The sequence below is a fragment of the Bradyrhizobium sp. 18BD genome (genome assembly GCF_054185225.1).
This window is the reverse complement of sequence record NZ_JAVAYL010000029.1, coordinates 80791-107396: the sequence shown is the minus strand read 5'-3', so window position 1 is coordinate 107396 and position 26606 is coordinate 80791. Positions and strand designations below refer to the sequence as shown.

Annotated in this window: 29 protein-coding genes and 1 riboswitch; of the genes, 18 read left to right on the top strand and 11 right to left on the bottom strand. The window is 65.2% G+C overall.

Annotation, left to right across the window (positions count from 1 at the left end; translation table 11 throughout):
* Positions 1 to 259: 259 nt before the first annotated feature.
* Both RAD16_RS36965 and asd read right to left on the bottom strand, forming a co-directional pair.
* On the bottom strand, positions 260 to 847 hold the full coding sequence (locus tag RAD16_RS36965; RefSeq protein WP_458162799.1) for an NUDIX hydrolase: 588 nt from the start codon (positions 845 to 847) through the stop codon (positions 260 to 262).
* A 64-nt stretch (positions 848 to 911) separates the two neighbouring features.
* On the bottom strand, positions 912 to 1775 hold the full coding sequence (gene asd, locus RAD16_RS36960; RefSeq protein WP_458162796.1) for an archaetidylserine decarboxylase: 864 nt from the start codon (positions 1773 to 1775) through the stop codon (positions 912 to 914).
* Between the two features lie 35 nt (positions 1776 to 1810).
* Here asd and RAD16_RS36955 point away from each other — a divergent pair, with 35 nt between their 5' ends.
* Positions 1811 to 3475, top strand: coding sequence for an aminotransferase class III-fold pyridoxal phosphate-dependent enzyme (locus RAD16_RS36955; protein WP_458162795.1), 1665 nt, complete (start codon positions 1811 to 1813; stop codon positions 3473 to 3475).
* Between the two features lie 443 nt (positions 3476 to 3918).
* On the opposite strand, the gene RAD16_RS36950 is transcribed toward RAD16_RS36955, so the two are convergent.
* The 3 genes from RAD16_RS36950 to RAD16_RS36940 all read right to left on the bottom strand — a co-directional run bounded on the left by RAD16_RS36950 (position 3919) and on the right by RAD16_RS36940 (position 6510).
* Positions 3919 to 4578 carry a hypothetical protein gene (locus RAD16_RS36950; protein ID WP_458162794.1) on the bottom strand — a complete coding sequence of 220 codons (660 nt, stop codon included), beginning with the start codon at positions 4576 to 4578 and terminating at the stop codon, positions 3919 to 3921.
* A gap of 154 nt (positions 4579 to 4732) precedes the next feature.
* Positions 4733 to 5422 carry a class I SAM-dependent methyltransferase gene (locus RAD16_RS36945; protein ID WP_458162793.1) on the bottom strand — a complete coding sequence of 230 codons (690 nt, stop codon included), beginning with the start codon at positions 5420 to 5422 and terminating at the stop codon, positions 4733 to 4735.
* Positions 5423 to 5457: 35 nt separating this feature from the next.
* Positions 5458 to 6510, bottom strand: coding sequence for a glycosyltransferase family 4 protein (locus RAD16_RS36940; protein ID WP_458162792.1), 1053 nt, complete (start codon positions 6508 to 6510; stop codon positions 5458 to 5460).
* Between the two features lie 272 nt (positions 6511 to 6782).
* On the opposite strand from RAD16_RS36940, the gene RAD16_RS36935 reads away from it, so the two are divergent.
* Together RAD16_RS36935 and RAD16_RS36930 are read left to right on the top strand one after the other, a co-directional pair.
* A complete protein-coding gene (locus tag RAD16_RS36935; protein ID WP_458162791.1) occupies positions 6783 to 7499 on the top strand; it encodes a L,D-transpeptidase in 717 nt (238 codons plus the stop codon).
* Between the two features lie 111 nt (positions 7500 to 7610).
* Positions 7611 to 8027 carry a c-type cytochrome gene (locus tag RAD16_RS36930; RefSeq protein WP_458162790.1) on the top strand — a complete coding sequence of 139 codons (417 nt, stop codon included), beginning with the start codon at positions 7611 to 7613 and terminating at the stop codon, positions 8025 to 8027.
* Between the two features lie 141 nt (positions 8028 to 8168).
* Here the strand turns inward: RAD16_RS36930 and RAD16_RS36925 are convergent, their stop codons facing one another.
* A complete protein-coding gene (locus RAD16_RS36925) occupies positions 8169 to 8435 on the bottom strand; it encodes a nuclear transport factor 2 family protein (RefSeq protein ID WP_458162789.1) in 267 nt (88 codons plus the stop codon).
* Positions 8436 to 8567: 132 nt separating this feature from the next.
* On the opposite strand from RAD16_RS36925, the gene RAD16_RS36920 reads away from it, so the two are divergent.
* A complete protein-coding gene (locus RAD16_RS36920) occupies positions 8568 to 9053 on the top strand; it encodes an Lrp/AsnC family transcriptional regulator (RefSeq protein WP_458162788.1) in 486 nt (161 codons plus the stop codon).
* Positions 9050 to 9559: an N-acetyltransferase family protein gene (locus RAD16_RS36915; protein WP_458162787.1), complete on the top strand. Its 510-nt coding sequence runs from the start codon at positions 9050 to 9052 to the stop codon at positions 9557 to 9559. The genes RAD16_RS36920 and RAD16_RS36915 overlap by 4 nt, the downstream gene beginning before the upstream one ends.
* Positions 9560 to 9587: 28 nt before the next feature.
* Here the strand turns inward: RAD16_RS36915 and RAD16_RS36910 are convergent, their stop codons facing one another.
* The gene (locus RAD16_RS36910) at positions 9588 to 9863 is read right to left on the bottom strand and encodes a hypothetical protein (RefSeq protein WP_458162786.1); all 276 of its coding nucleotides are present in this window, start codon (positions 9861 to 9863) and stop codon (positions 9588 to 9590) included.
* Positions 9856 to 10641 (bottom strand): DUF899 domain-containing protein, encoded by a 786-nt coding sequence (locus RAD16_RS36905; RefSeq protein WP_458162785.1) that lies wholly within the window; start codon positions 10639 to 10641, stop codon positions 9856 to 9858. The genes RAD16_RS36910 and RAD16_RS36905 overlap by 8 nt, the downstream gene beginning before the upstream one ends.
* Before the next feature lie 150 nt (positions 10642 to 10791).
* On the opposite strand from RAD16_RS36905, the gene RAD16_RS36900 reads away from it, so the two are divergent.
* The 8 genes from RAD16_RS36900 to RAD16_RS36865 all read left to right on the top strand — a co-directional run bounded on the left by RAD16_RS36900 (position 10792) and on the right by RAD16_RS36865 (position 20305).
* Complete coding sequence (locus RAD16_RS36900; RefSeq protein ID WP_458162784.1) at positions 10792 to 12012, top strand: helix-turn-helix domain-containing protein; 1221 nt, start codon at positions 10792 to 10794, stop codon at positions 12010 to 12012.
* 28 nt (positions 12013 to 12040) lie between these two features.
* The gene (locus tag RAD16_RS36895) at positions 12041 to 12679 is read left to right on the top strand and encodes a Vgb family protein (RefSeq protein ID WP_458162783.1); all 639 of its coding nucleotides are present in this window, start codon (positions 12041 to 12043) and stop codon (positions 12677 to 12679) included.
* A gap of 135 nt (positions 12680 to 12814) precedes the next feature.
* The gene (locus RAD16_RS36890; protein WP_458162782.1) at positions 12815 to 14374 is read left to right on the top strand and encodes a DUF4403 family protein; all 1560 of its coding nucleotides are present in this window, start codon (positions 12815 to 12817) and stop codon (positions 14372 to 14374) included.
* Positions 14375 to 14506: 132 nt separating this feature from the next.
* Positions 14507 to 15613, top strand: coding sequence for an ABC transporter ATP-binding protein (locus RAD16_RS36885; RefSeq protein ID WP_458162798.1), 1107 nt, complete (start codon positions 14507 to 14509; stop codon positions 15611 to 15613).
* Between the two features lie 61 nt (positions 15614 to 15674).
* Positions 15675 to 16733, top strand: coding sequence for an ABC transporter substrate-binding protein (locus tag RAD16_RS36880; RefSeq protein ID WP_458162781.1), 1059 nt, complete (start codon positions 15675 to 15677; stop codon positions 16731 to 16733).
* A gap of 22 nt (positions 16734 to 16755) precedes the next feature.
* Complete coding sequence (locus tag RAD16_RS36875) at positions 16756 to 18018, top strand: ABC transporter permease (RefSeq protein ID WP_458162780.1); 1263 nt, start codon at positions 16756 to 16758, stop codon at positions 18016 to 18018.
* Positions 18015 to 18845 (top strand): ABC transporter permease, encoded by an 831-nt coding sequence (locus RAD16_RS36870; protein ID WP_458162779.1) that lies wholly within the window; start codon positions 18015 to 18017, stop codon positions 18843 to 18845. Before RAD16_RS36875 ends, RAD16_RS36870 begins: the two co-directional genes overlap by 4 nt.
* A gap of 254 nt (positions 18846 to 19099) precedes the next feature.
* Positions 19100 to 20305 carry an ABC transporter substrate-binding protein gene (locus RAD16_RS36865; protein WP_458162778.1) on the top strand — a complete coding sequence of 402 codons (1206 nt, stop codon included), beginning with the start codon at positions 19100 to 19102 and terminating at the stop codon, positions 20303 to 20305.
* 234 nt (positions 20306 to 20539) lie between these two features.
* Here RAD16_RS36865 and RAD16_RS36860 read toward each other — a convergent pair whose 3' ends face one another.
* Entirely contained in the window at positions 20540 to 21070 is a 531-nt protein-coding gene (locus tag RAD16_RS36860; protein WP_458162777.1) for a PRC-barrel domain-containing protein, read from the bottom strand.
* 233 nt (positions 21071 to 21303) lie between these two features.
* Entirely contained in the window at positions 21304 to 21876 is a 573-nt protein-coding gene (locus RAD16_RS36855) for a hypothetical protein (protein WP_458162776.1), read from the bottom strand.
* A 180-nt stretch (positions 21877 to 22056) separates the two neighbouring features.
* On the opposite strand from RAD16_RS36855, the gene RAD16_RS36850 reads away from it, so the two are divergent.
* Positions 22057 to 22827 (top strand): response regulator, encoded by a 771-nt coding sequence (locus RAD16_RS36850; RefSeq protein ID WP_326903828.1) that lies wholly within the window; start codon positions 22057 to 22059, stop codon positions 22825 to 22827.
* A gap of 13 nt (positions 22828 to 22840) precedes the next feature.
* A complete protein-coding gene (locus RAD16_RS36845) occupies positions 22841 to 24163 on the top strand; it encodes an ATP-binding protein (protein WP_458162775.1) in 1323 nt (440 codons plus the stop codon).
* 9 nt (positions 24164 to 24172) lie between these two features.
* Here RAD16_RS36845 and RAD16_RS36840 read toward each other — a convergent pair whose 3' ends face one another.
* A complete protein-coding gene (locus RAD16_RS36840) occupies positions 24173 to 24376 on the bottom strand; it encodes a hypothetical protein (protein WP_458162774.1) in 204 nt (67 codons plus the stop codon).
* Positions 24377 to 24601: 225 nt separating this feature from the next.
* On the opposite strand from RAD16_RS36840, the gene RAD16_RS36835 reads away from it, so the two are divergent.
* The 3 genes from RAD16_RS36835 to thiS all read left to right on the top strand — a co-directional run bounded on the left by RAD16_RS36835 (position 24602) and on the right by thiS (position 26549).
* A complete protein-coding gene (locus RAD16_RS36835) occupies positions 24602 to 25141 on the top strand; it encodes a transglycosylase SLT domain-containing protein (protein WP_458162773.1) in 540 nt (179 codons plus the stop codon).
* Positions 25142 to 25234: 93 nt separating this feature from the next.
* Positions 25235 to 25363: riboswitch (TPP riboswitch) on the top strand.
* A complete protein-coding gene (locus tag RAD16_RS36830) occupies positions 25351 to 26361 on the top strand; it encodes an FAD-dependent oxidoreductase (protein ID WP_458162772.1) in 1011 nt (336 codons plus the stop codon). Its footprint overlaps the riboswitch before it by 13 nt.
* Complete coding sequence (gene thiS, locus RAD16_RS36825) at positions 26352 to 26549, top strand: sulfur carrier protein ThiS (RefSeq protein WP_458162771.1); 198 nt, start codon at positions 26352 to 26354, stop codon at positions 26547 to 26549. Before RAD16_RS36830 ends, thiS begins: the two co-directional genes overlap by 10 nt.
* Positions 26550 to 26606: the final 57 nt, after the last annotated feature.

Genomic DNA, 26606 nt, shown 5'->3' with positions numbered 1-26606 from the left:
CGACCTTGACTAGAGCTGCGCGCGCCATCTCCACGCTTCCACGGTCGGGACGAAGAGCTGGCCTGCAATCGAACAAAGAGCTGACCATAAACCTTGACACACCAAATCCCCATGTGAGCAATCCAGAGTCTCGCCGCGGAAAGATTCTGGATTGCTTCGCTGCGCTCGCAATGACGGCTTGGAAGGAGTTGGCGTCACGCGAGCCAACTAACTTGCGGATGCAGTTTCACTCGTAAGCAGCAATCTGCGCAACGCGCCCTCACGCCTCGCCGCGCAGCCAGGCCTTCACCTTCTGCAACAGACCATGCTGCAACTCTTCGACCGAAGCCGCCTCGGCCGGCGTCAGCGTCTGCAGGGCCGCATCAATATCGTCGGCCGCCAATGGCGAGCTCGGCTCCACAACGGGTGCCGGCGCGGCAACGATCGCAGGTGCCAGCCCCGCCGCGGCCAGCGCGATCGGGCCGACCTGCGTGAGAAACGCGCGCTCGTATTCGCGCGACAGGCGCGCAAGCGCATCGTCCAGCGTCAGCCAGTCGACCGCCTTGATGTCGTTCATCAGCTTGCGAACCGGACCGCCTTCGGCCTCCATCCGCCAGAAGTGCACGACCTTAGAGCGCCCACCGGACTGATAGATCAGCGTGCCCAGAAATTCGTGCATGGCGACGTCGTGGCCGGTCTCTTCCAGCACCTCGCGATGTGCGGCTTCCCTCGGCGTCTCGCCGTCGTCGAGCTTGCCCTTGGGCAAAACCCATTCGTTGCGCTTGCGCTGGCGCACGATCGCAATCAGCGGCACAGCTCCGCGCCGCAGCACAATCCCACCCGCCGCCATGACCGGTGCCCGCGCCATCATCAGATCCGTCGTAGAATCGTCCCCGCCGACCATATAGGCGGCGGGAACGGCGGATTGAAGGCTAGTTTCGCTTCAACAGCGCTTGACCCGCGCGAATGCGCGTGCCCTCGGCGATGCCGTCGCAGAAGGTAAAATCGCCGGGCGCCAGAATGATGATAGTCGAGCCGTGCTCGAACCAGCCGAGCTCCTCGCCCTTGGTCACGTTGACATCACAAGGGAAATTGACCGGGCCCCTGGTCTGCGCGTTCAGGACCATGTCGAGGAAGTGCAACCGGATGCTGGCAACGAGGATGGCTGCAACCGGCACCAGCGTCACGGCCTCACCGGTCGCGAGATGCGTCCGGATCACCGCGCGCTCGTTCTTGCAGAAGAGACGCTCGACCCGCTTCAGCGCGATCGGATTGACGTTCCAGACGTCGCCATGGATCAGCGTCACGCGCTCGATATGCGCGTCAAAGGGCGCGTGGAAACGATGGTACATGCTCGAGGTCAGCCGCAGCGTGACGAAGCTTCCGTTGCGATGCTGATCGATCAGCGCGGAATCGCCGAGCAGGTCGAGCAGCGAATAGGGCGCGCCCTTGACCTGGAACAGCTCGGTGTCGGCGATCCTCCCATGGGCACCGACAATGCCGTCGGACGGGCTGGCGACAATGGAAGGGTCCCGATCAAAGGGGCGCAGGCCCGGCTTGAGCTCCCGGGTGAAACAATCGTGCAGGCTCTTGAAATGGGTCTTGCGTGCCTCCGACAAATCGAGGTCGGAAAACAGCTTCCACAGCGCGATCGAGAAGTCCCGCACCAGCGGGTTCTCGATCTTGGAGAACCAGCCCATGAAGCGGGTCAGGGCCGCGCGGGGGATGCGGTTGGTCAACAGGAAGTTGAGGTCTTCCTGCTGGGTGAAAGAGGCGATGAGGGCTTTGACTGTCATGAATCTGTCAGCTCGCAGGGTTAGCGCTTGTTGTCATGGAAACGACACTCCCGATTCTCTCGATGTCCGTGGCCGCCGCAGCGTCTGCTGCCGCCGTCCTCCCGAAGATCAAGGCGCGGGTCGAACTGTCCCGCGCCAAGCACCGGTCGCTCGCCGGGCACTCCAAGATGTCGCGCCGGGTGGCAAAGCTGCTCCCGTTCTACGAGTTCGAGGGCGACAAGTATTTCGGCTGCGACGGCGCGCCCGACAACGTGGTGAAGCAGCGCAAGGACGCGTTCTTCCGTCTCGCAGCTCTCTACGCCGATCGCTACCCCAAGGGCCGCGCGATGACGAAGGAAGCGGCCGAGACGATCTCCGATCTCAACTTCACCGAAAGCTACCGCGTGCCGTTCCAGTTCGCGCGCCTCGTCCGCGAGCATCTGGGCACCTCGACCTTCATGGAGTCCTCGAGAGGTGTCACCGTCACTGACGTCGACGGCAACACCTCCTACGACCTCACGGGCTCCTACGGCGTCAACATCTTCGGCAACGACTTCTACAAGGAATGCATCGAGGGCTCGGAGAAGCGCGCGCATGCGCTCGGTCCCGTGCTCGGCCCCTACCACCCCGTCATCCTCGAGAACGTGCAGCGGCTCTGCCAGATCTCGGGCCTCGACGAAGTCTCGTTCCACATGTCCGGCACCGAAGCCGTGATGCAGGCGGTGCGCCTTGCTCGCTACCACACCAAGCGCACGCATCTGGTTCGCTTCGCCGGCGCCTATCACGGCTGGTGGGGCGACGTGCAGCCCGGCGTCGGCAACCCGATCGCCGCGCACGAGACCTACACGCTCTCTGAGATGTCCGAGAAGACGCTGCACGTCCTGCGGACGCGCAAGGACATCGCCTGCGTGCTGGTCAATCCGCTGCAGGGCCTGCATCCGAACGTCAACGCGCCCGGCGATTCCTCGCTGGTCGATTCCTCCCGCGGCGGCAATTTCGATCGCGCCGCCTACACCGAATGGCTCAAGAAGCTGCGCGAAGTCTGCACCGAGCGCGGCATCGTGCTGATCTTCGACGAGGTGTTCGTCGGCTTCCGTCTCGCCGCCGGCGGCGCCCAGGAATATTTCGGCGTCAAGGCCGACATGGTGACCTATGGCAAGAGCCTCGCTGGCGGTCTCCCGGTCGGCGTGGTCTGCGGCAAGCGCGAGCTGATGCGCCGCTTCCGCGACGACCGCCCCGCCGACGTCTGCTTTGCCCGCGGTACCTTCAACTCGCATCCCTACGTCATGACGGCGATGGACGAGTTCCTGAGCCGGCTCGCCAGCCCGAACTTCCGCGCCATCTATGACGGCTTGGAAGCGACCTGGAACGGCCGCGTCCAGAAGCTCAACCAGATGATGACCGACGCCAGGCTGCCGGTGCAGTTCGCCAACTTCTCGTCGATCTGGACGGTGAAATACACCACCCCGTCCCGCTACAACTGGATGCTGCAATATTACCTGCGCGCCGAAGGACTGTCCCTGAGCTGGGTCGGCACCGGCCGGCTGATCTTCAGCCTGAACTACACCGACGCCGACTTCAGCGAAGTCGCCGACCGCTTCGTCCGCGCCGCCGAGAAGATGAAGGCCGACGGCTTCTGGTGGCACGACGGCGTGCTCACCAACAAGAACATCAAGCGGCAGATCTTGAAAGAGATGCTGGCCAAGCGTCTTGGGCGCTGAGGCTTTTCCGCGCTCTCTCTGCTCAGTAAACACCCCGAACGCCGGCCTATCCTCCCCCTCTCCCCGCTTGCGGGGAGAGGGTTGGGGTGAGGGGGACTCTCCGCGCGTGCGGTGAGAGTTGGCGAACACCCCGCTAGCAACGTCCCCGCGGAGAGCCCCCCTCACCCGCCGCGCAACGCGCGTCGGCCTCTCCCCGCGCGCGGCAGGGCAATCGCATATGACCTTGGAGAACCGCTCGCGACGGAATCGGAAGGCGAACGAAGCGGAATCGGATCGCGAACATCTGCCTCGTTTTCCGTCGGGTTCTCCGAATTTTCTTCCATATGCGATTGCCCTGCCGCGCGCGGGGAGAGGCGAAGAAGACCCCAAGACGTGGATGCCCGGCGCGAGGCCGGGCATGACGTAACCATCAGACATCGGAGTGTGTGGTGTGCGCAGCCCGCTCAGGCGTGCTGCTCTTCGAGCGTGGGCTCGGAGATGAGACCCAGCGTGTGCTCGGGGTTGAGGTGCAGGCCGGGGTCCATCAGCTCGCCGCGCATCAAAGCAAGCGGAGCGCTGCGATAGAGCATCAGGTCGTGGAAGGGGTCGGTCAGGATCTTGGTCATCCAGACGAGGCCGGTCTCGACGTCGCGGATGAAGAACAGATGCACGGTGCGGAACAGAAGACCGCCGCCGCCGATCACCAGCCAGATCTTGGCCGTCTGCCGCATGAAGTCGGTCGCGCTGGCCCAGGGGGTGAACAGGCCGAACAGCGTCGGATCGACGAACAGCACCAGCGGCGACAGCGCCCAGATCGCCATCAGCACGACCTTGCGCTGAAGGTTGTAGCCGACCTTGATCTCTTCCTTGTGCTCGTGCGTCGCCTGATTGATGTGGTCGTAATCGTGCGGCTCGAAGAAGAAGTGACCGGCCTGGCGCGAGGTCATCGAGACCAGCCAGCCGACCAGTGCGGAGATCATGGGATCGACGAACAGCCAGACATAGGCGAAGAGAAAGCTCAGCGCGCTGACGAAGTGCAGGCTCTGATTGATGCGGCTGTGGTGATAGTAGCGATGGTCGTCCCAGCGCTGGATCCGCAGCTGCTCGAGATAATTCTTGATCATGCTCTCCCCCAAAATGCTTTCGGGTTCAGGATTTACAGGGATTCGATGTAGGCCGTGTGACATCATCATTTTGTCATGTGACGACGTGCAGCGGCGCGATGACGCACGCGAACGCGCGAGCGGCGGATCGAACCGCCGCTCGACGCAGCCTTGCTCACGCCGCCTTGGCGACGTCGACCTTGCGGAAGCGCACCAGAGAGAAATGGCCGAGCGGCGGAATCAGGCGGCGCTCGGCGAGCTCGATGCCGTGCGCGCCGGCCAGCCACTTCGTATAGCGCGACCAGGCGAACTCGGCGGTGCGGAAGCCGAGCGGACGCACCACCGGCTGGAGCCTCTGCTCGATGAAGCGGCGCATGCCGGTATCGGCGCTGACGCGGGTGAGGATGATCAGCTCGCCGCCGGGGCGCAGCACGCGGGCGAATTCGTCGAGCGCCTTCTCCGGGTTCGGCACGGCGGTGACGACATACTGCGCCATCACAACGTCGAAGGAGTTGTCGGGGAATTCGAGCTTCTCGGCATCCATCACCGCGAGGCCCTCGACGTTCTTGAGATTGCCCTCGGTGACGCGCTGGCGCGCCTTGTCGAGCATCGCTTCCGAAATGTCGGTGCCGAAGATGCGCAGATGCGGCGCGTAGAGCGGCAGCGAGATGCCGGTGCCGACGCCGACCTCGAGCACGCGACCGCCGATCTTGTTGGTGGCTGCGATCGCGGCCGCGCGGCCCTTGGCGAACACACCGCCGAACACGAGATCGTAAACGGGCGCCCAGCGATCATACGCCTGCTCGACCGTGCCACGGGTAAGGTCGAGCTGCTGGGTGCCGTCAAGGTTCATGATCTTAGCCATCGATGAGGTTCTCGCTGTGGTTCGAACGTTGCGGATCAACCGCGCACCGGCCGCCGCGCCATGACCGGCGAGGCACGCAGGATGCGGCTGGGCTGAAGTGAGGTCAGGTTTCCGACGAACTGGCGCGCGCTGTTTTCCCAGGAACGCTCCAGCGCGAAGTTGCGGCAGGTCTCGCGCGACATGGTGAGTGCACGCAGGCACGCGGTACGCAGATCATGGTCGATCGCGCCGATCGGATGATCGGCGATGACGTCCTTCGGGCCCGTCACCGGAAACGCCGCAACCGGCGTCCCGCAGGCCAGCGCCTCGAGCTGCACCACGCCGAACGTGTCGGTCAGGCTCGGAAACACGAACACGTCTGCGGCGGCGAGATGCGCGGTGAGGTCCGCGCCCTTCTTCTCGCCGAGGAAGACCGCGTCCGGATATTTCTTTTCGAGCGCCGCCTTCTGCGGGCCGTCGCCGACCACGACCTTGGTGCCGGGCAGGTCGAGCGAGAGGAACGCTTCGAGATTCTTCTCCACGGCCACGCGGCCCATGGTCATGAAGATCGGGCCGGGCAGATCGAGCTTGGCAGGGCTGTCGGGATGGAACAGCTCGGTGTTGACGCCGCGCGTCCAGAAGCCGAGCCGCTTGAAGCCGCGCTCGGACAGCTCCTGTCGCAGCGACGGCGTCGCCACCATGGTCATCGCGGCGGCGTCGTGGAAGTGGCGCAGCACCGCGTAGCCGACGGCATCAGGGATGCCGGTCCGCACCGAGACATATTCCGGAAAACGCGTTGTATAGGAGGTGGTGAAGGCAAGGCCGTTGCGGCGGCAATAGGCCCGTGCGGCCCAGCCGATCGGACCTTCGGTGGCGATGTGCAGCGCTTCCGGCGCCGTCTTCTCGATCCGCCGCGCGATCTCCTTGGCGTTCGGCAGCGCAATGCGCAGGCCCGGATAGGTCGGCAGCGGCCAGGACCGAAATCCTTCCGGCGTCAGGAAGTCGATCTCGACGTCGAGGGCCTTGGCCGCGTTCGCCAGCGAGGTCAGCGTCCGCACCACACCGTTAACCTGCGGATGCCAGGCGTCAGTCGCGATTAATACCCGCATGGGGAATCCCGAGAGTTGATGATTCTCGGGTTAGGACCATCAACGAAGGATATTTCAGGCGTGTGACGTCACAGAAGTGTCGGCCCACTGTTTTGTTCGTTAACGGACCCCTGCGGCCACGAAACTGTCATGAAACAATCCTTGCCGCGATGAAACCGTTTTCGGTTTTCCGCGCAAACGTCCCGAAACTTCTCTCCGTTAGTGAATTAAGCAACGGAGCACCGAAACGGTGCCGGGGTGACCAAGAAACACCGCGCAAACAGGGGCGACCAATGTTCAATCTGGACACGTTCAAGACGTACTCGCGCGCCGTTGCTTTTGGCGCAGCCGCGATCTCCGCAATCGCGTTCGCAGGCCCGGCCAAGGCCGCGCCGGTGCAGCTCTTCCCCTTCTTCCAGCCGCTGCCGCCGATGGCCGCGCCGCAGCCGATCCAACCCTATCAGCCCTACCAGGCAGCGCCGTCTCAGGCCGCGCCGTCCGAGGACCAGGACAGCGTCGAAATGCCGGCACGCTTCCGCCGCCAGACGGTTTCCTACGCGACGCGCGAGGCGCCGGGCACCATCATCATCGATACGCCGAACACTTATCTCTATCTCGTGCTCGGTAACGGCCAGGCGATGCGCTACGGCATCGGCGTCGGCCGCGACGGCTTCACCTGGTCCGGCACACAGTCGGTGACCAAGAAGGCCGAGTGGCCGGATTGGACCCCGCCGCCGGAGATGATCGCCCGCCAGCCCTATCTGCCGCGCCACATGGCCGGCGGCCCCGGCAACCCGCTCGGCGCCCGCGCCATGTATCTGGGCGGCACCATCTACCGCATCCACGGTACCAACGCGCCCGACACGATCGGCAAGCACGTCTCGTCCGGCTGCATCCGCCTGACCAACGACGACGTCACCGACCTCTATTCCCGCGTCAACGTCGGCACCAAGGTGATCGTGCTGCCGATGACCGAGCGGCGCGCCGATCTCGGCAGCGCAACGCGCTAAGCCACAGGACATTGTGACGCAAACGGCCCCGGAACCCACCGGGGCCGTTTTCGTTTGCCCTCGACATCCCGACGCGCGCGTGTTGCGGCGCGATCCCCGATGGAGGCGCAGATGCAATCACGCCTGCAAACGTCGCGAGGTAATTGGCTGCGCTGCGTCGCCTGCGCCGGAGCATTGACGCTGCTTGCAGTCCCCACCTCGCTCGCGCAACAACCGGCGAACAACGACGCAGCCCAGCAGGCCTTCAACAATTCCTGCCGCACCTGCCACTCCGTGAAGGAAGGCGACAATCGCCTCGGCCCCAACCTCAACAGGATCGTCGGCCGCAAGGCCGGCTCGCTGCCGAACTACAACTATTCCCCCTCGATGAAAGACGCCGGCTTCGTCTGGGACCAGGACAAGCTCACCCGTTTCATGGTCAAGCCGGACGAGGTCGTCTCCGGCAACAAGATGCAGCCCTATGGCGGCATCTCAGCGGAGGACGCGGCGAAGGTGATTGTCCATTTGCAGGCGGCGGGCGGGCAGTAGGTTTGCGGTAGCACTACGTGACCGCTGGCTCATACCGTCGTTCGACGTAAAACGATTTCGCCGTGATCAGCCAAGTGCCGCTGATGCAATGGTACGCCAGATAGTCGACGTACTGGAGCACATCGATCCGAACGCGAACCTTCACCAGGGCCTGCGCCGCGACGTCAGATCGATCAGCAATATCTCCTGAAGGCGCGGAGCATTCTTCGATTGCGGCGACGGAGCCGACGCCAGCATCGCCCTGTAGTCACGAACCGGCAGAATCCGCAGCTCGGCGTCGCGAAACCCGTGGAGCTGCGCGGTCGGCGCGAACACCCGATCGAACTGCGAAACATCGTTGTCGTACATCAGCGTGAAGTAGCGTTCGACGGCCTCCAGCAGAGGCGCAACAGTCGGGCTCTGGATCATGGCTCACTCCATCAGCAGCAAGTTCGGCGCAATCCCTCCCACGGAAAGCCGAGGCATGTCCTTGCGAACTGGGCTAGTCTCGAGGGCTCGGGCGCAACATTGTGCCCTTCTCGATCCAACAGGATGCGGTTCATGCCAAAATGCGAGCTGGATGCGATCGACCGGCGCATCGTCACCGAACTCCAGAACAATGCACGACTGAGCAATATCGAACTGGCCGACAAGGTCGGATTGTCGCCGTCGCCCTGCCTGCGGCGGGTGCGGCGGCTCGAGCGGGACGGCTATATCGACGGCTACCGCGCCTCCCTGCGGCGGGGCCGCCTCGGGCTCGGCTTCTCGGCCTTCCTCGGCGTCAAGATCAACGGCCATGCCAACGATCAGGCTCTGAGCTTCGAGAGGACGGTCGTGGCCATGCCCGAGGTCGTTGCCTGTCACCTTATTTCCGGAGAAGCCGACTACCTCCTCGAGATCGTCGTTCCCGAGCTGGAGGATTACCAGCGTTTCCTCGTCGACAAGCTGCTCAATCTGTCCATCGTGCGGGAGGTCCGCAGCAGCATCGCACTCCAGACGCTCAAGACGGGCGCGCCGCTGCCGCTGACGCACCTGGCATCGCCATGATCAGGTTGCTCACCCCCGCCGACGCAGCTCTCTACCGAGCAATCAGACTGGAAGCACTCGCCACCCATCCCGAAGCTTTCACCAGCACGCTCGAACGCGAGCAGGAAAAGTCCCTTGCCTGGTTCGAGGAGCGCCTCACGGCATCGGACGTGTTCGGCGCGTTCATCGCGGGCGAGCTGGTGGGGACCGCCGGCTTCCGCCGGGAGGACGGTGCGAAAACCGCGCACAAGGCGGTTCTCTGGGGCATGTATGTGCGGCCGCACGCGCGCAAATCCGGCACGGGAAGGCTGCTCGTCGACGCAGTCGCAGCGCACGCCGCAAAGCGGGTCGAGCAGCTCCAGCTCGTCGTCGTCAGCGAGAACGAGGCCGCCTTGCGCCTCTACACTGCGGCGGGTTTCGTCGAATACGGCCGCGGCGTGAAGGCGCTGAAATGGGGCGGCCGATATTACGATGAGGTCCTGATGACCTTGTTTTTCGACGAAGGCGGCGCGACACGGCCCCGGTGATGCCGGGGCCGCATCGGCCGCCATTCACTTACCCGCCCCCGCGCCGCCGCTCCGAAATCAGCCGCAGCCACGCCGCCGAATGAAACGCGCTCATCAGGAGATACATCGGCACCATCCCGCCGAGCACGGAGCCGTGCCCGGCGGCGCACAGCATGTCTGCCGGGCCGCCGCCGATCATGGCCGTCAGCACGGCCATGATCGCGAAGGTCGGCGTGGCCGCCAGGGCCAGCCATCTGGCGAGGTGGCGCGCGGCCAGCACGCCATCGCGGCCGGCGCCCGCCGTTGCGCTGACGGGACTAGTCACGTCCTTCCGCAGCCTCCTGGCGAAACGCCTTCTCGCCGGCATCGGAAATCTCGACCCATTTCTTGTCGGGCGCGGCGCCCTCGGCGTAGCTGTCGTGCCAGTTCCACCATTTGTAGGTCGGCGTCTGCGGATAGCCCTTCGGCGAGTCTTCCCAAACCTCCTGCCGCCCGAGCGGGGTGATGTCGAGATAGTTCCAGGTGCCGCCCATCTGCTCGTCACCGCGGCTCTTGACGAAATAGGTGCGGAAAATGCGCGTCCCATCGCGGTAGAACACGTTGGTGCCGTGCCATTCGTCGACGCCGAAGTCCTTGTCAAAGCTGTCGGTGACGGTAACCCAGGGCATGGTCCAGCCCATCCGCTTCTTCAGCCTGATAATGTCGGCTTGCGGGGCGCGCGAGGCGAACACCAGCGTGGTGTCGCGGGCGTTCAGATGCGAGACATGGGCGACCTGGTCGGCCACCATCGAGCAGCCGCGGCAGGCATGGTCGGGCCAGCCGAACACGCCCGGCTCGAAGAAGGCGCGGTAGACGATCAGCTGCTTCCGTCCCTGAAACAGATCAATCAGACTGACCTTGCCGCCGGGCCCCTCGAACGCATAGGTTTTGGTGACCTCCATCCACGGCATGCGCCGGCGCTCGGCGGCGAGGGCGTCGCGGGCACGGGTATGCGCCTTTTCCTTCACGAGGAGTTGCTGACGGGCTGCCTCCCAGTCCTGCGGCGACACCACCGGCGGTGTCTGCATGGCGGCGTTGGTTCCTGCTTTTTCAACTGATGTCATGATGGCTCTCCAAACCTCTTCCTTGACCTGTTTGGGCGATCGCTCCGCGTCGCGCGGAACCGCTCGCCCCTTGCCGCATCGTGTCGGCCGTCAACGATTTCTGGCACCAAGCGGTTGCGCGGTGGGAGTAACAAGTGTGGCGGGATATTCATGGAGTCGCTGATCACGGCCGCCGCGCGCGCGTTGGAGGCCGGCGATCCGCTCGGCGCGCTGAACCGCGTTGCGCTGCGCAACGATGCGCCGTCGCTGGCGCTGCGCGGCATCGCGATGGCGCAGCTCGGCGATCTCGCGAAAGCGAAGACGTTGCTGCGCAGCGCCGCACGCGCCTTCGGTCCGCGCGAGGCCGTGGCGCGCGCAAGATGCGTGGTGGCCGAGGCCGAGATCGCGCTGGTCTCGCGCGATCTGAGCTGGCCGGTGAAGACGCTCGCCGCCGCGCGCGCGACGCTCGCAGGCCACGGCGATCTCGCCAATGCCGCCCATGCCGGCCACATCGAGGCGCGCCGTCTGCTCCTCGTCGGGCGCATCGACGACGCCGAACAGACGCTGGCCGCGCTCAGCCCCTCGCCGCTCCCGCCTGCATCGCTGGTCGTTCGCGAGCTCGTGGTCGCCGGAATCGCGATCCGGCGGCTCAGGACGCAGGATGCGCGCGCGGCGCTCGACCGCGCGGTTCACGCGGCGCGGCAGGCCAAAATCCCCGCGCTCATGGCCGAGGTCGACAGCGCGAACCTGATCCTCAATACGCCGGCAGCACGCCTGATCGCGCGCGGCAGCGAGCATCCGCTATTGCTCGGCGAGGTCGAACGACTGGCGACGTCGAAGGCGCTCGTCGTGGACACCTTCCATCATGTCGTGCGCAGGCAAGCCATTGCCGTGTCGCTGGGAACGCGGCCGGTGCTGTTTGCGCTCGCCCGTCTGCTGGCGCAGGCGTGGCCCGCGGATGTCTCACGCGAGGTGCTGATATCAGGCGCGTTCCAGGCCAGGCATGTCGACGAGTCCCATCGCGCGCGGTTGCGCGTCGAGATCGGACGGCTCCGCACCCAGCTCAAGCCGCTGGCCGATGTCAGCGCGACGAAGCAGGGATTTGTGCTGGCGCCGCGCAAGACGCGCGACGTTCTCGTGCTGGCGCGGCCCGTCGAGGAGAAGCACGCCGCCGTGCTCGCCTTTCTCACCGACGGCGAACCGTGGTCGAGCTCGGCGCTCGCGCTGGCGCTCGGCACCAGCCCGCGCACGGTGCAACGGGCGCTCGACGAGCTGGCGCGAGCGAACAAGGTGCAATCCTTCGGACACGGCCGCGCGCGGCGCTGGATGACGCCGCCCGTCCCGGGTTTCCCGACAGGCTTGTTACTCCCCGGACCTCTCTTGAAGACGTAGGATGGGCGACATCACAGGAACCGAGCACATGAAACGTTCAGCCGCCGAGATCGTCAGGGAGTACGGACCGTATGCGGGCGTCGAAGCCGTCCATGGTGTCACCTATGACGGCACCCATGTCTGGTTCGCATCCGGCGACAAGCTGAATGCGGTCGATCCGGATAGCGGCAAGATTGCGCGCTCCATCGACGTTGCCGCGCATGCGGGGACGGCGTTCGACGGCCGGCACCTGTTCCAGATCGCCGAGGACCGCATCCAGAAGATCGACGCGGCCACGGGCAAGATACTCAGCACCATCCCCGCGCCCGGCGGCGGTGGCGATTCCGGGCTTGCCTGGGCCGAAGGTTCGCTCTGGGTCGGGCAATATCGCGAGCGCAAGATCCACCAGATCGATCCGGAGACCGGCGCGGTGCTCCGCACCATCGAAAGCAAGCGCTTCGTCACCGGCGTGACCTGGGTTGACGGCGAGCTCTGGCACGGCACCTGGGAGGGCGAGGACAGCGATATCAGGCGGGTCGATCCTGATACGGGCAAGGTGCTGGAGCAGCTCGATCTGCCCACGGGGACCATGGTCTCGGGCCTGGAGTCCGATGGCGGCGACCGCTTCTACTGCGGCGGCGGTCCTCGCGGCAATGTGAGAGCGGTCCGTCGTCCCCGGCGCGGCTAGCCGCTAGGCCCGCATGCGCGGCAATGGCGCGGTCGCCCCCGTTAACACATTCGCCCCAATTTCACCCCACGGGTGCGCTCTAGCGCCCTCCTCGCCCGCCCTGTAAAACCCCTGCCGGGGCGGCTTGGGGGATTGATGCGACTAGCGTTGAACGTAAAGACTGTCCTGATCGCCGTGGCGGTGCTCGCGGTGTCGTTTGTCGTCAGCCTGAAGGCGATGGACTGGCTCTCGCCGCGCACGACGAACTCCGCCCCGCCGGTCGCGCAATTGCCGCCGCTGCCGCCGGTCGCGAAGAGCTCGATCGTGGTGGCGCCGGTCGCCATCGCGATCTCGGCGATCCGCGAGCAGGCCGAGAAGGCCGCGCCGCGCAATTTCGCCGGCAAGGCCGACAACCCGATCTCGCAGATCCTGGAGAACGCCGACATCGGCTGGACCGCCTCGCGCGGGCCGATGGCGGCTGCCGGCGACAAGGACGTGCTGACGATCTCGACGCCGCTCAGCGGCAAGCTGAACGTGACGGGCTCGCTGTCGTCGAAAGCCACCGGCGCGCTCGGCGATGCGCTCGGCAGCGTGCTCGGCGGTGACGCCGCGAAGCGCATCGGCGCGGTCAACATCAAGAATCTGAACGCCAGCGCCGAGATCAAGGGCAACGTCATCGTCACCTCGCGGCCGAAGCTCGCGGCCAACTGGCATCTCGAGCCCAATCTCGGCGCCCAGGTCAATCTCGGCGACACCAACCTCGCGGTCGCTGGCGCCAAGGTCAACGTGCCGGCCCAGGTGAAGCCGCTGATCGACAAGAACGTCGGCGAGCAGATCAACGTCGTCTCCGAGCGCATCCGCAACGATCCGTCGCTGCGGGAGAATGCCAAGCTGCAATGGGCAAAAGCCTGCCGCTCGATCCCGCTGCAGGGCGCGGGCTCGCTGCCGCCGCTCTGGCTCGAGATGAAGCCGACCCGCGCCATCGCGGCGCAGCCGCGCGTCGATGCGCAGAACGTGACGCTGCTGCTCGGCCTCGAGCTCGAGACGCGCGTGACCTCGACACCGTCGAAGCCCGACTGCCCGTTCCCCGAAAAAATCTCGATCGTGCCGCCGACCGGCACCGGTGTGAACATCGGCGTTCCCATCGACGTGCCCTTCACCGAGATCAACAAGCTGATCGCCGCGCAGATGGTCGGCCACACCTATCCCGAGGACGGCTCCGGCCCGGTCGACGTCACCGTGAAGAGCGTCAACGTGGTCCCGTCGGGCGAGCGGCTACTGATCTCGCTGCTGGTGCGGGCGAAGGAAAAGAAGAGCTGGCTCGGACTCGGCGCCGAGGCGACCGTGCACATCTGGGGCCGGCCGATGCTCGACCAGGCACAGCAGACGCTGCGGCTCGCCGACATCCAGCTCGCGGTCGAGTCCGAGGCAGCCTTCGGCCTGCTCGGCGCCGCGGCCCGCGCGGTGGTGCCGCAAATGCAGCAGGCGCTGGTGCAAAAAGCGACACTCGACCTCAAGCCGATCGCCGCCAACGCCCGCGAGAAGATCGCAGCCGCGATCGCCGACTACCAGAAAAGCGAGGACGGCCTCAAGGTCGACGCCAGGATCGACAGCCTGACGCTCGCCGACATCGCCTTCGATTCCAAGACGCTGCGCGTCGTCGCGGAAGCCGGCGGCTCGCTCAACGTGTCCGTGACCAAGCTGTCGGGGATGTAGCGCGCCTTCGCACGCTGCCCCCGCGCGCTCTCGTCGCTTGCGCCGCTGGCATTCTCGTCGCAGGATGCTAAGCTGTTTCACGCAACCTCGAACGAGGTGCTGGCAGCAACGTAGCTGATGCGCGAGGACGAGATGGAAGCCGGCATGGTCACGCCTGCGCCGGCACTGGTAAGGTTTTCCGGCATCCAGAAGACCTATGATGGCGAGCACCTCGTGGTGAAGAACCTCGATCTCGACATCAGGAAGGGCGAGTTCCTCACCCTGCTCGGCCCGTCGGGCTCGGGCAAGACGACCACGCTGATGATGCTGGCCGGCTTCGAGGTTCCGACACAGGGCGAGATCTACCTCGCGGACCGGCCGATCAAGAACGTGCCGCCCCATAAGCGCGACATCGGCATGGTGTTCCAGAACTATGCCCTGTTTCCGCACCTGACGATCGCGGAGAATATCGCCTTCCCGCTCTCCGTTCGCAAAACCGGCAGGGCCGAAGCGCAGGACCGCGTCAACGCGGCGTTGCGCATGATCAAGATGGAAACAATGGCGCAGCGGCGGCCCGGGCAGCTGTCCGGCGGTCAGCAGCAGCGCGTGGCGCTGGCCCGCGCGCTGGTGTTCAATCCGCAGCTCGTGCTGATGGACGAGCCGCTCGGCGCCCTGGACAAGCGCCTGCGCGAGCAGATGCAACTCGAGATCAAGCAACTGCACGAGACGATGGGCATCACCGTCGTCTACGTCACCCATGACCAGAGCGAAGCGCTCACCATGTCGGACCGCATCGCCGTGTTCAACGACGGCATCGTGCAGCAGATCGACCGGCCCGACGCGCTGTATGAGCGTCCGGTGAACAGTTTTGTCGCCCACTTCATCGGCGAGAACAATGTGCTCGCCGGCACCGTCGAGACCGTCGAGAAGGACTATTGCCGCGTCGCGCTGGCGGGTGGCGGTGCCGTGACCGCACGCGCGGTCAACGTCTCAGGCGCGGGCGCATCGACCTCCCTGTCGGTACGGCCGGAGCGGATCGCCATTGTCGCGGATGGCTCCAGCGACGGACCGAACCGGCTGCCGGCCAAGGTACAAAACACCATCTATCTCGGCGACCACGCGCTGGCCGTGCTCGATGTCGCCGGCAACGCCGAGTTCATGGTCAAGCTTCAGCCGGGCGTGCATGACAGCCTGGCGCACGGCGAAAACATCTTCATCACCTTCCGCCCCGAGGACTGCCTCGCCCTCGATCCCGTCTGATTCCAAGCGAACCTGCATCAATCGAACTCAACGCAACGCACATGAAGAAGGACCAAGGACCATGCTGAAGCGCAAGATTGGCAAGATTGCTCTGGGTTTCGCCGCAGCGTTCAGTGCCAGCGCTGCGCTGGCGACGGTCGCGCAGGCGCGTGACCTCACCGTTGTGTCGTGGGGCGGCGCGTATCAGGACGCGCAGAAGAAGGTCTATTTCGAGCCGTTCAAGAAGGCATCTGGCGTTGCCATGAACGACGAGTCCTGGGACGGCGGCGTCGGCGTGCTGCGCGCCAAGGTCCAGGGTGGCGCTGCCACCTGGGACGTGGTCCAGGTCGAAAGCGACGAGCTCGCGGTCGGTTGCGAGGAAGGCCTGTTCGAGAAGCTGGACTATTCCAAGATCGGGGGCGAGGCCGCCTACATTCAGCCGTCGGTCAATTCCTGCGGCGTCGGCGCCATCCTCTACGATTTCGTGCTCGGCTACGACAAGGACAAGCTGAAGGAGGCGCCCAACGGCTGGGCCGACTTCTTCGACACCAAGAAGATTCCGGGCAAGCGCGCCCTGCGCCAGGGCCCGAAGACCACGCTGGAGATTGCACTGATGGCCGACGGCGTCGCGCCGAAGGACGTCTACAAGGTGCTCGCGACCGACGAGGGCGTCGAGCGCGCGTTTAGGAAGCTCGACACCATCAAGGGCGACATCGTCTGGTGGAAGGCCGGCGCCCAGCCGCCGCAACTGCTCGCGTCCGGCGAAGTCGCGATGACCTCGGTCTACAATGGCCGCATCGACACCGCGAACAAAAACGACAAGAAGAACTTTGGCATGGTGTGGGACGGCGCGCTCTTCACCCTCGACAGCTGGGTCATCCTGAAGGGCAGCCCGAACAAGGACGCCGCCTACAAGTTCCTCGACTTCGCAGGCAAGGCGGAGAACCAGTCAAAACTGTCGGAGAACATCGCCTACGGCACCTCGAACAAGGATGCAGCCGGCAAGCTCCAACCCGCCGTTCTGAAGGACCTGCCGACAGCGCCCGACAACATCAAGAACGCGGTCGAGATCAACGTCGCCTTCTGGCTCGAGAACATCGACCGCCTGACCGAGCGCTTCAACAAATGGGCCGCGAAGTAGCGCGCCCCGCAAGGCTCGCCCCATGACGGCAGCGTCCCTGACCGGCACGGATGCGGAGACCCAGGTGCCGCTCAAGCGCCGCCTGAAGCAGGCGGAGCGCGCGCGCCAGCTCAGGGCGCTGGCGCTGGTTGTGCCGCTGCTGCTGTTTCTGCTCTTCACCTTCGCCGGCCCCATCGCCGGCATGCTCTGGCGCGCGGTCGATGACAGCGAGGTGCGTCAGGTTCTGCCGCAAACCGTCGCAGCTCTCGCCGACTGGGACGGCAAGGATTTGCCGGACGAGAAGGCCTACGCAGCACTGGCAAGCGACATCCAGGCAGCGCGCGCCGCCGGCACCATCGCCATCGCGGCCAAGCGGCTCAATTATGCCCTGAACGGCTTTCGCACGATCCTGACCAGCACCGCACGCAATCTGAAGGCGGTGCCGGAGCCCGGCACGGCCAAGGAGACGCTGAGCAAGATCAATCCGGCATGGCGCGACCGCTCGACATGGACGACCATCAAGGACGCCAGCGGCCCGGTGACCGGTTTCTACCTTCTGGCAGCACTCGACCTGACGCGCAACGCGGACGGCGCGATCGTCGCGGCGTCGGCGGATCAGGCCATCTACCGCGACATCTTCGCCCGCACCTTCCTCATCAGCCTCGGTGTCACCGCACTCTGCCTGATCCTCGGCTTCCCGGTCGCCTACCTGCTGGCGTCACTGCCGCCGGGTCAGTCGAACCTCTTGATGATCTTCGTGCTGCTGCCGTTCTGGACGTCGCTGCTGGTCCGCACCTGCGCCTGGATCGTGCTGCTGCAGAGCAAGGGCGTCGTCAACGACAGCCTGCACTGGCTCGGCATTATCGACGAGCCGCTGCGCCTGATCTACAACCGCTTCGGTGTCTGCGTGGCGATGACCCACGTGCTGCTGCCGTTCATGATCCTGCCGCTCTACAGCAGCATGAAGGCGATCTCGCCGGCTTACATGCGTGCTGCCGCCTCGCTCGGTGCGCCGCCCCTCACCGCTTTCTTAAGGATCTATCTGCCGCAGACCCTGCCCGGCATCGGCGCGGGAAGCCTGCTCGTCTTCATCCTGGCGCTCGGCTACTACATCACGCCGGCGCTCGTCGGCGGCGCCGCCGACCAGATGATCAGCTACTTCATCGCGCTCTACACCACCGAGACCGCGAACTGGGGCCTTGCCTCGGCGCTGGGTGCGGTGCTGCTGCTCGCCACTCTTCTGCTCGCCCCCGTCTACGGCAAGCTGGTGCAGGGCCAGCAGGTCACGGGAGGGATGAAGAATTGAGCGACAATCCGTCCCTCCGCACGCCCAGCCAGCGCATTGCGTGGACCGCGACCATCGTCGTCTCCACGCTGGTGTTCATCTTCCTGATTGCGCCGATCCTGGCGATCATGCCGCTGTCGTTCAGCTCGGGCTCGTACCTCACCTATCCGCTGCCGGGCCTCTCCTTGCGCTGGTACGACGACTTCATCAATTCGCCGCGCTGGATGAATTCGCTGAAGAACAGCATGATCATCGGCATCGCCTCGACGCTGCTGTCGATGGTGCTCGGCACGCTTGCCGCGCTGGGGCTGGCGCAGTGGAAGAGCCAATTCAAGCCGCTGGTGCTGGCCTTCGTGCTGTCACCGGTCGTCGTGCCCGGCGTCATCACCGCGGTCGGCCTGTACTTCTTCTTCGCGCCGATCGGCCTGACCGGCAGCTATCTCGGCCTGATCTTGGCCCACACTGCGCTGGCGACGCCCTTTGTGGTGATCACGGTCGGCGCGACGCTGCAAAGTTTCGACACCAACCTCGCGCGCGCCGCCGCCTCGCTCGGCGCTTCACCGATCGAGACATTCCGCCGCGTGATCCTGCCGCTGATCCTGCCGGGGCTCGCGTCGGGCGCACTGTTCGCCTTCGCGACCAGTTTTGATGAAGTGGTGATTGTGCTGTTCATGGCCGGCCCCGAGCAGCGCACCCTGCCGCGCGAGATGTTCAGCGGCATCCGCGAGAACATCAGCCCGACCATCACGGCCGCGGCGGTGATCCTGACCACAGTCTCGGTCATCCTCCTCGCCACCCTGGAAGGCCTGCGCCGGCGCAACGAACGGCTCAAGGGCGGCAACGGTTGAACGGCCCCACCGTCATTCCGGGGCGCACGCAGCGCGAGCCCGGAATCCATCGGGCCACAGCGACGGTGGATGAATGGATTCTCAGATGCGCAATTGCGCATCGTAGTTCGCGCCCAAGAGGGCGCGCCCCGGAATGACCGGGACCCTACTTATTCTCAACCCTCCTTGCGCCCCTTCGCCTTTACGGCTGCGACCGTTTGTCGCTAGAACAGCCCCCACAACAAAACCCAAACAACAACGCTGAGGGAACAACCATGCAAAAACTCATCGCCGCGGTTGCCGGCCTTGCGCTCGCCGCCACGTCAGGCGCGGCGCAGGCGCAGATTTCCGACAATGTCGTCAAACTCGGCGTGCTCACGGACATGTCGAGCCTCTATGCCGACGCCACCGGCAAGGGCTCACTCGCCGCTGTCGAGATGGCCGTCGCCGATTACGGCGGCAAGGTCGCGGGGGTGCCGATCGAGATCGTTTCCGCCGATCACCAGAACAAGCCCGACGTCGGCGTCAACATCGCCCGCAACTGGTACGACAACGACAAGGTGGACGCGATCCTCGACGTGCCGACCTCCTCGGTGGCGTTGCCGATCTCGGCGCTGACGCGCGAGAAGAACAAGATCAACATCAATTCCGGCGGCGGCTCGTCCGACATCACCGGCCCGCAATGCTCACCCAACACGGTGCACTGGACTTACGACACCTATGCGCTGTCGAACGTCGCCGGCAAGGCAATGGTGAAGCGCGGCGAGGACACCTGGTTCTTCGTCACCGCCGACTACGCTTTCGGCATGGCGCTGCAGCGCGACGCCGCCAACGTCGTCAAGGAGAGCGGCGGCAAGGTGCTCGGCGAGGTCCGCCATCCGCTCAATTCGTCGGACTTCTCCTCCTTCCTGCTGCAAGCCCAGGCCTCCAAGGCCAAGGTGGTCGCGCTGGCGAACGCCGGCGGCGACACCACCAACGCGCTGAAGCAGGCGTCCGAGTTCGGCCTGACGCAAGGTGGCCAGAAGATGATCGCGCTGCTGCAGGAGATCACCGACACGCATTCGCTCGGGATCAAGGCGACGCAGGGCCTGATCGTCACCGACGCCTTCTACTGGGACATGAACGAGGAGACGCGCGCCTTCTCGAAGCGCTTCAACGACAAGGTCGGGCACATGCCGACCATGATCCAGGCAGGTCTCTATTCGGCGACCATGCACTATCTGAAGGCGATCGAGGCCATCAAGACCGACGAGGCGCCGAAGGTGATGGAGCAGATGCGCAAGACGCCGATCAACGACTTCTTCGCCAAGAACGGCAAGATCCGCATCGACGGCCGCATGGTCCACGACATGTATCTGTTCGAGGTCAAGAAGCCCGAGGAGTCCAAGGGCGAGTGGGACCTTTACAAGCTGATCGCCACCGTGCCCGGCGACGAGGCGTTCCGTCCGCTCGACAAGGGCGGCTGCCCGCTGGTGAAGTGAAAATCTTCCCCCTCTCCCCGCTTGCGGGGAGAGGGTTGGGGTGAGGGGGACTCTCCGCGGGGGTGGAGAGAGTTGGCGGACAAAACGCTGGCAGCGTCCCCGCGGAGAGTCCCCCTCACCCGATCGCATCGCGATCGACCTCTCCCCGCAAGCGGGGCGAGGTGAAAGAAGAGACACGACCGCGCGCCCGGTGAAAACCGGGCGCGCTTTGTTCAGGCCATCACGCGATCCGCATTACTCCGAGTACTTGAACTCGGGCATGTTCTTCAGCTCGTCCTTGCTCGCATTGAACACGACATGGTCCGGATACCACTTCGAACCCGACGAGGTCGTTGCGGTCTTCTCGGTGCCGGTCGCAGCGCCCGTGGTCGTGGTCGACTTGCTCATGGTGCCAGGTCCGCCCGCGCCACTGGTGCCGGTATAGGCGACGGCCTCGTTGACGAATTTCAACTTCTCATAAGGGACGGCGACGAGATGTTCGCCCATGCCGAGGAAGCCGCCGACGCCGATGACGGCGATCTTGATGGCGCCGCTCTTGTCCATCAGCAGATCGTTGATCGAGCCGATGTTCTCGTTGGCGTCATTATAGACCTTCAGGCCCGACATCTTCGAGGCACGCCATTCACCCGACGCAGTCGTGGTGGTGGTCGTCGCGGTGGCCGCAGGCGCGGCCTTGTCGGTCGTGGTGGTCGGCCCTTGCGCGAACGCAACGGTCGCAAGAAGTGCCGTGCCGGCAAGGCCGGCGGCGATCGATTTCATCAACATTGTTGTCCTCTCCTTCAGCAGAAAACTCGTGCGGGGAGAACCGCGCTGGACAGCCACAGTTCCTGTGTCGCGGCAATTTCGCTGCGCAACAACGGCGCTGCATTGCGACGAAGGTTCCTGCGCGCGGAAACGTTCCGGATGCACAGTTCCCCGCCAACGACCGTGCGCTCTGGGTGATGCACGAGCGTGGCGGGGAACGCGCCGACCTGCGTCGCCAGGCCAGCTCTTGAAACTCAGCTCTTGTAGTCGATCAGAAGTGCGGAGAAGTCCGAACTGCTCGATGAGCTGCCGTTGGCGCCGTACGACGAGCTCGAGGATTGCGACTGCTGCAGCACCTGGAGAAACTGCTGAAGAATCTCCGTCGTGGTGGAGTCCGTCGACGAGCTGCTGGTCGAATCCGTCGACGTCGAAGAATCCGAAGAGCTGTCGTTCGGCGGCGGACCGGGCGGAGGTCCGCCTGCACCACCGGGACCGCCCGCGCCGCCCGGACCATTCGCAAAGGCGGACTGAAACACGCCCTTGAGCTCGTCGGCCTGGTCCGAGGTCAGCGTCCCGTTCGACACCTCGTTGGAAATGAGGTCGTCGATCTTCGACTTCATGTCGTCCTTGGAGGAACGCGTGCCGCTCGACTGGTCGCTCGACCGGCTCTGCTGGATTGCCGTGTCGATGTCGGTCAGCGCGGTCGAGAGCGCCGACTGGTCCGACGACGAGATCGTGCCGGCGGAGACTTCCGACTGCAATTCCTGCTGCAGCCGCTGTAGCGGCGACTGGTAATTACCGGCGGAGGCCGCCAAAATCGAGGTCATGATCGCACCGTGGTTTTTGCGGGGTTTCGTACGCTACTGCGCCACGGTATGGTTAACGGCCTTAACGAGACCTTGCCGCTCCACCACTCGGGCGTGTCCCCATGTTGCGGACAAGACAGCGGAAACAATCTGAAACAAAAATCTTCGCCTTTTGGCCCGAATCTTGGACAAACAAAGCGCATGGCCATTCCCAATCCCAACATCCTGGTCGTCGAGGACGACCGCGAAACCCGGACGTTGATTGCGAAGTACCTGCGCAACAACGCCTGCAACGTCACCGCCGTGAGCGATGGCCGCGAGATGTCGCGCGCCATGGCCGATCACCGCGTGGACCTCATCATTCTCGACGTCATGCTGCCCGGCGAGGACGGCCTGAGCCTGTGCCGCAAGGTACGCTCGGAGGCGCAGACGCCGATCATCATGCTGACCGCGCGCGGCGAGGACGTCGACCGCATCGTCGGCCTCGAGATGGGCGCGGACGACTATCTGCCGAAACCGTTCAACCCGCGCGAGCTGCTCGCCCGCATCAACGCGGTGCTGCGCCGCCAGGCCGCCGCGCAAGCGGCGAGCTCGATCGAGGGCGCGAGCACGCTCGCCTTCGAGGGCTGGCGCATCGATCTGCGGCTGCGCGAACTGCGCAATCCCGAAGGCGCGCGCGTGGCGGTGACCAGCGCCGAGTTCGATCTGCTCCGGACGTTCTGTGAACGGCCCGGCCGCGTGCTCTCGCGCGACAGCCTGCTCGACCTCACGCAGGGGCGCAACACCGGCTCGTTCGAGCGCTCCATCGACGTACTGGTCAGCCGGATCCGTCGCAAGATCGAGCCCAATCCGGCCGATCCCACCATCATCAAGACCGTGCGTTCCGGCGGCTATCTGTTCACGCCCAGAACTGAAGTGCCGAGAGCTGAAGCAGCGAGCAACGAAGCGGTCGCGGCGCCCCTGAGCAGCTAGGGGCACGCCGACGATGAAGCCGTTCGGGTTCTTCCACCTCAAGGGTATCGGCGGGCAGATCGCCGCGCTGGTGCTGGCTTCGACCGTCGCGCTCCATCTCGTCGTCACCACCGCCTTCCTGATCAGCCGGCCGGATCGTCCGGACACGCCGCCGGACGGCGCCCATCAATTGACCGATGCCGCGCTGCTGCTCGGCTCGGCCGACGCCGGCGAGCGGCCGCGCCTCATCGCCGATCTCGCCCGCGCCTTTCCCAAGCTCGGCATCGAGATGCTCGCGCCCGGCACCGCAAGCGTCGAGGAGAGCGACAATCAGCACCTGCGCGGGATACGCCGTCATCTCGGGCGCGGCTACAAGGCGGTACAGCTGGCCACCGACGGCAGCGCGCATCGCTTCGGCGTCGAATTGCCTGACGGCACGGTCATCGCCGGCCATGTCGAAGGCGGGCCGCGGCCCTGGTTCTGGGGCGCGCCCTGGCTGATGACGCTGATGACCGCCTTCATCTGCGTCACCGTGCTCGGCCTGTGGGCGGCGCGCGCGCTGACCGCGCCGCTCTCCTCCTTCGCCAAGGCCGCAGAGAATTTCAGCCTGGACGGTGGGGCAGAGCCGCTGCCCGAGCGCGGTCCAGAGGAGATCCGCTCAGTGGCGCGCGCGCTCAACCGCATGCATGAGCGGATTGCGCGGCTGATGTCGGATCGCACCAGGATGCTGGCGGCGATCAGCCACGATTTGCGCACGCCGATCACGCGGCTGCGTCTGCGCGCCGAGTTCATCGAGGACGAGGGCAACCGCAAGCGGATGCTGATCGATCTCGACCAGATGCGCTCGATGCTGGAAAGCGTGCTGTCGCTGTTGCGCAACGATCGCAAGATCGAGGCGGTAACGCTGGTCGACATCGCCAGCACATTGCAGCTCATCGCCGACCAGTTCGGCGACATGGGCCATGTCGTCCATTACGAGGGCCCGCTGTCGGCGACCGCCGCGGCGCGTCCCGACGATCTGCATCGCGGCGTCACCAATCTCGTCGAGAACGCGGTGCGCTTCGGCGCCGAGGTGACGATCCGTCTCGATGTCTCCGGCAGCAAGCTCGTCATCGACGTCGAGGACGACGGCCCCGGCATTTCGGAAGCGCGCAAGCAGGAGATGCTGGAGCCGTTCGTGCGCGGCGACGACGCGCGCACCATGGACGATTCCACCGGCTTCGGCCTCGGACTGTCGATCGCGCGCGCGATCGCGCTCGCCCATGGCGGCGAGCTGTCGCTGCACGACCGCGAGCCGCACGGCCTGATCGTGCGGATGCAGCTGCCGGTGTGGCAGCAGCCGCGGCTGGCGGCTTAAACCATCAAATTAGGCGGCAAGCCGCGGATAGTGGACGGCCGCGGGCCGATCGAAGATCGCGATCGCCTCGAAGCGATAATTGCAGGCGTGGCAGGTCCAGAGATAGGAGACGCGCCCTTCACCCGGCTCGATCCAATCCGGGAACGGGATCGGCGTGCCGCATTGGGCACATGGGTTCTGCATGGGGATGTCGTCGATGTCTGCTCGGGTCATGGACGTCCTCCCGTTTCTGACTTGCAGTTTTTGGGCGAAGGCGCGCGAATGGACAGGCCTGCTGTCGCGCAACGCGCTCCGCCAGTGTTGCTCTTAACCCAGGTTTAAGTCGCAAAAACGACGAGACCGCCAAATTCGCTGATGGCGGCGTTTCGCCACATCATCGCCGTGTTCCCACGGCCTAACGCGCACGGGTGCAGGTCAGTTCTGCCGAGGAACATTTCGATGAAAATTTTACGCGCTGCCGCGCTGCTCGCGGCCGGACTGATCGCGCCGCAGGCCGTATTCGCGGGCCAGGCCGAATATGCCGAGATGGTCGCCATGCATGCGCGCGCCAACGGCGTGCCGGAGGCGCTGGTGCATCGCGTGATCATGCGCGAGAGCCGCTACCAGCCCGGTCTGGTCGGCCATGGCGGCACCATCGGCCTGATGCAGATCAAGCTCGCGACCGCCCGCGGGCTCGGCTACACCGGCGATGCCGCGGGCCTACGCGATCCCAACACCAACCTCACCTACGCGGTGAAGTACCTTGCCGGCGCCTATCACGCCGCCAATGGCGACCACACGCGAGCTGTGCGTTATTTCGCAGGCGGCTATTACTACGTCGCAAAGCAGCAGCACCAGCATCAGCAGGCGATGGTGCAGGAGGCCAGCAACGAGACCTGGCTGGAGCCGAACGGCAATCCGCAGCCGATGTTCAGCGCCACGCCGCATAAGAAGCTCGCCCAGCGCGTCCGCAACGCCCGGGCACAGGCGCCGCAATAGCCTCTCACGCCTCGATCGCGCTGCGTCGCGTCCGGGGCACGCCTGCAGTTCCCACCTAACGCGTTGACACCAGCCGTCACTGGCATACATTAGAGCCGTTCCGAGGGGTGCTCCGAGGAGGAGCTGAGATACCGCTAAATGGGCAAATCCGCCCAGGACCGCGGTGACCCTTTGAACCTGATCCGGGTCATGCCGGCGAAGGGACAGGGATGTTGCAGACGACCAAGCGACCGGATTCCCCGGTATCCATCATCGGCGCAGGCATTGCAGGCGCCTGGCAGGCGCTCTTATTCGCGCAGGCCGGCCACGCCGTGACCCTACACGAGCGCGGTGACGCCACCATGACCGATGCCACCAGCCATTGGGCCGGCGGCATGCTCGCGCCCTATTGCGAGGCGGAGGTGGCGGAGCCCATCATCTCCAGGCTCGGCCAGCACTCGCTCGACATCTGGCGGCGCGAACTGCCCGACACCCCCTTCAACGGCTCCCTCGTCGTCGCCCATCCGCGCGAGCGCAACGATTTTGAACGCTTTGCGCGCATGACCGAGCAGCACCGCCGGCTCGATGCCTCAGGCCTCGCCGAGCTCGAACCCTCGCTGGAAGGCCGTTTTCGCGACGCGCTGTTCTTCCCGAACGAGGGCCATGTCGAGCCGCGCCGCGTGCTGCCGAAGCTGCATGAGCGCATCAAAGCTGCCGGCGGCACCATCAAGTTCGACAGCGACGTCACGGCCGCAGACCTCGACGGCATCGTGATCGACTGCCGGGGCCTCGGCGCGCGCGACGAGCAGCCCGAGCTGCGCGGCGTCAAGGGCGAGATGATTTTGATCGAGACCAGCGAGGTGCAACTCGCACGCCCGGTGCGGCTGATCCATCCGCGCTGGCCGCTCTACGTGATCCCGCGCGAGGACAATCTGTTCATGCTGGGCGCGACCTCGATCGAGGCCGAGGACACCGGCGTCAGCGTCCGCTCGGCGCTGGAGCTGCTCGGCGCGGCCTATGCGGTGCATCCGGCGTTCGGCGAGGCCCGCATCGTCGAATTCGGCTCGGGCCTGCGCCCGGCCTTTCCGGACAATCTCCCGCGCATCGGCATTCGCGGCGGCAGGATCAGCGTCAACGGCCTCTACCGCCACGGCTTCCTGATCGCGCCGGCGCTGGCCGAGCTGACGCTCGCTTATGTCCAGCGCGGCCAGATCGACAATGAGGTGATGCAATGCGCGTGATCATCAACGGCGAGCAGCGCGAGGTGAATTCGGCGAGCGTCGATGCGCTGCTCTCCGAGCTCGACTACGAGGGCACGCATTTCGCGATCGCGCTGAACTACGACGTCGTGCCGAAAAGCCGCTGGGCCGAGACCCATCTCAAGGCCGGCGACGAGATCGAGATCATCACGCCGCGGCAGGGAGGGTGATGGAGATGAATGCATTCCAGCCGCGCGGCGTTCTTCACCTCTCCCCGCTTGCGGGGA